The 3007-nt window shown below is 41.3% G+C and carries 3 protein-coding genes and 1 pseudogene; all 4 read right to left on the reverse strand.

The annotated features are described in order from the left end of the window. A partial coding sequence (locus tag V7659_RS31250) for a Zn-dependent hydrolase (protein ID WP_335543873.1) occupies positions 1–1201 on the reverse strand: 1201 nt, incomplete at its 3' end. Between the two features lie 142 nt (positions 1202–1343). After that, a complete protein-coding gene (locus tag V7659_RS31255; RefSeq protein ID WP_335543874.1) occupies positions 1344–1916 on the reverse strand; it encodes a 4-hydroxyphenylacetate 3-hydroxylase C-terminal domain-containing protein in 573 nt (190 codons plus the stop codon). Positions 1917–2054: 138 nt separating this feature from the next. Then, positions 2055–2787: pseudogene (locus tag V7659_RS31260) on the reverse strand (4-hydroxyphenylacetate 3-hydroxylase N-terminal domain-containing protein); the annotation flags it as partial. A gap of 46 nt (positions 2788–2833) precedes the next feature. Beyond that, positions 2834–3007, reverse strand: a 174-nt coding sequence (locus V7659_RS31265) for a flavin reductase family protein (RefSeq protein ID WP_335543875.1), incomplete at its 5' end; no start/stop codon positions are given.

Below are 3007 nucleotides of genomic sequence, written 5' to 3' on the forward strand. Positions count from 1 at the left end.
ATATTAAATTACCTGCTTTTTCAATATCATCAGGATGGCTATACTCTTCAGGGCAATGACTTTTCCCGTCTATGCTTTTAACAAATACCATCGCCGACTTCGTGACACTTGCCATATGGGCTGCATCGTGTACTGCCATACTGGGGAGAATTAAACAAGGTTCATTCATTTCCTTAGCTGTTTCGACAAGACAAGTAACAACATCCTGATCTAATACTTCTGGTTTTTGATTGAGAAACACTTCTTGTTGAATTTCCACTTCTCTTCTTGTGGCTATTTCCCGCCAAACCTCTTGGATGGCCTCTACCGTTTCTTGGATTGTTTCCGATTTTTCAGCTCTAACCTCCAAAATGAAATCAATCTGACCTGGAATGATATTGGCTGCATTCGGACTGACCGTTAATTTTCCGACTGTGCCGACTACATTACCCTTGTCCGAACAATATCTTTCCACGGCTAGAATCATTTCAGAGGCCGCCGTCAGTGCATCTTTTCGATCATTCATCATCGTTGTACCCGAATGATTGGATTGACCCAGCACTCTTACCGTACTTCGGTAAGTCCCGACCACGCTGTTAATCACCGCCATTGAAATATTAGCATTTTCTAAGCGCTGTCCTTGCTCTATATGAAGCTCTATAAATGCCTTCTTCTCACTATGCATATTTTTCATCATTCCGAATTTATCTAGTCCGCCATTAACCTTTATTAATTCATCACTAAGACGAGCACCTTTCAAATCACGTGCACCTTCCACCATTTCCGCGGTTATACGGCCAACAAATGAGCGGCTCCCGAAAGTAGATAAATTAAAATCATTTGATTCCTCTGCAGTAAAGGATACTATTTCAATATCATGATCTAAGCGGATATTTGACTCTATTAAACTTTTCACAATTTCTTTTGCCATTAAAACACCTAATGGACCATCATATTTTCCTCCATTTGGAACAGAATCTAAATGGGAACCTATGACGATACTTCCTTCTTTTTTTCCTGCTCCTTTATATCTCCCCCAAATATTTGCAGCACCATCAATGGTTACTTGCATTCCCATTTCCGTTATTTCTTCTATAAATAACTGGCGAACTTCATGGTCAGCTGGAGAAAAACTAGGCCTAGTCACGCCTCCATATTCATTTTTTCCATAGGCTGCATATCTATCTATATCCATTAATAATCGATGAATATTAATTCTCAAAACATTCCCTCGCCTTCCATGCCATCCATAACTATTTGGCAATTGTCCTTAAAAATAAACTGAAGCAACAATACGGAATCAATCCAGTACTGCTGCTCCAGAATTAAGTCTATATCGCTTGTATGTTCAAACCATTCTTACATTAGTTGCTAGAAACTGGTGAAGACTGATTCAGCCCTGCTGCTTTCCGCACTAATTCGCGCTGCGTTTCCATATCAAAATTATTAAATACTGCCATTTGTTGTGCGAATGGCGGACTTTGGGCAAATAATTCAAACGTGGTTCTGTGGCCCGCATATGAGGAATTTAATAAATCTCTTGCGAAATAAAGTAATTTTCCTCTATCTTCAGGTGTCCACTCACCAACTGAATAATATTGGTCAAAATATTGCTTAATTTCTGGATCTGCCATGGTTGTCGAATCCGGAGTTACGGCTAATTGACCACCAACAAGTTCTCTCGTTAAATGGGCCATCGCTGGAAAATTGGCTAAGGCAAAGACACGTCCAGTATACAGTAGTGATGGATTAGGCATCATTAACCCGCCTGGACTCCTTTTGGCATCAGCTACGGCAGCAGTTAAATGGGCATTGATTCCCTCGCGATAATTGATTAACTCAGAGATTTTTTCTTTAACAGCTTGTAGATGTGTTAAACCTGTTTGTTCAACATTTAATAACGCTGCACCAATTAAATAATCAGCTCTGCGCAACATTCTAAGGGTGTAGTTAAAAGCAGAATAACGATGAAGTGTGGAACGGATATAGGCGGCAGATTCTAAGGAGCGATGGAAAAGGACATTTTCCCATGGAATTAAGACATGATCAAAAATTAGTAAGGTATCAATTTCTTCAAATTTCGTGGCGATTGGATAATCCTGAGGGTTTCGATCTGTTCCTAAGGATGTACGACAAATGTGCTTCAGACCAGGTGCTCCCATATCACAAATGAATCCGCACGCAAACGGAGCCATCTTCTCAGAACCGGCATTCCAGTCTAGAATGGTTGGTTTTACAAAGGCTTGGTGCGCATAGGCGGCAGCTGTTTCAAACTTTGCCCCCTTAACCACGATACCTCGGTCATTTTCCTCAACCACGTGAAGGAGAGTTCCACCATCTTTTCCACTGAACAATTTGCTACGATCCCCTTTTGGGTCTGTGTTCGCCGAAACATGGAACAAGTCCTCCCGTGCAACTCGGTCAATGTGATACCTAATATTTTTTGCATAGGTCGGATCAATTTCATTTAATTTGTCTTGAGCGTCATATAGGGACCACATTTCACCAATGGTTTCATCTCCAACGCGATAAACCACCCCGCCGAGATCGTCAAGTACCGTTTCGACGTGTTTGCGAATAGCGCTGAGATCCTCTTTTGTTTCAGGCATTTTATAGGCACGAGAAACAACTTGGCCNNATATCGCGATAATTCGCTTCAAATGCCATATCATACATCCTAGCTTTAACATCAACAATTGGCTTAAATGATGGATGTGCGGCAACATTCTTGACTTTTTCCCCATCAATATAAACCTCACGCCCATCATTTAGTGACTCCTGATATTGCTTACCTGTCATTAATGCCATTTTACTACCTCCTATTTATTTCAATTTGCAAACCAATCGATGAATGCTATTTTGCTTCCTCAAATTTGCCAAACTTCCCGCGATAGTAGACTAAAGGCTCCCCGTCAGAGGCATAGGCCTTCTGCACCTCACCCAAAAAAACGGAATGAGTTCCCCCTGTTACTTCTTCGACAACACGGCATTCAAGCGTCGCAAGTGTTTGACCTAAAACAGGGTTACC

Source organism: Neobacillus drentensis (assembly GCF_036966985.1).
In the GTDB taxonomy this organism is placed as follows: domain Bacteria; phylum Bacillota; class Bacilli; order Bacillales; family Cytobacillaceae; genus Neobacillus; species Neobacillus drentensis_E.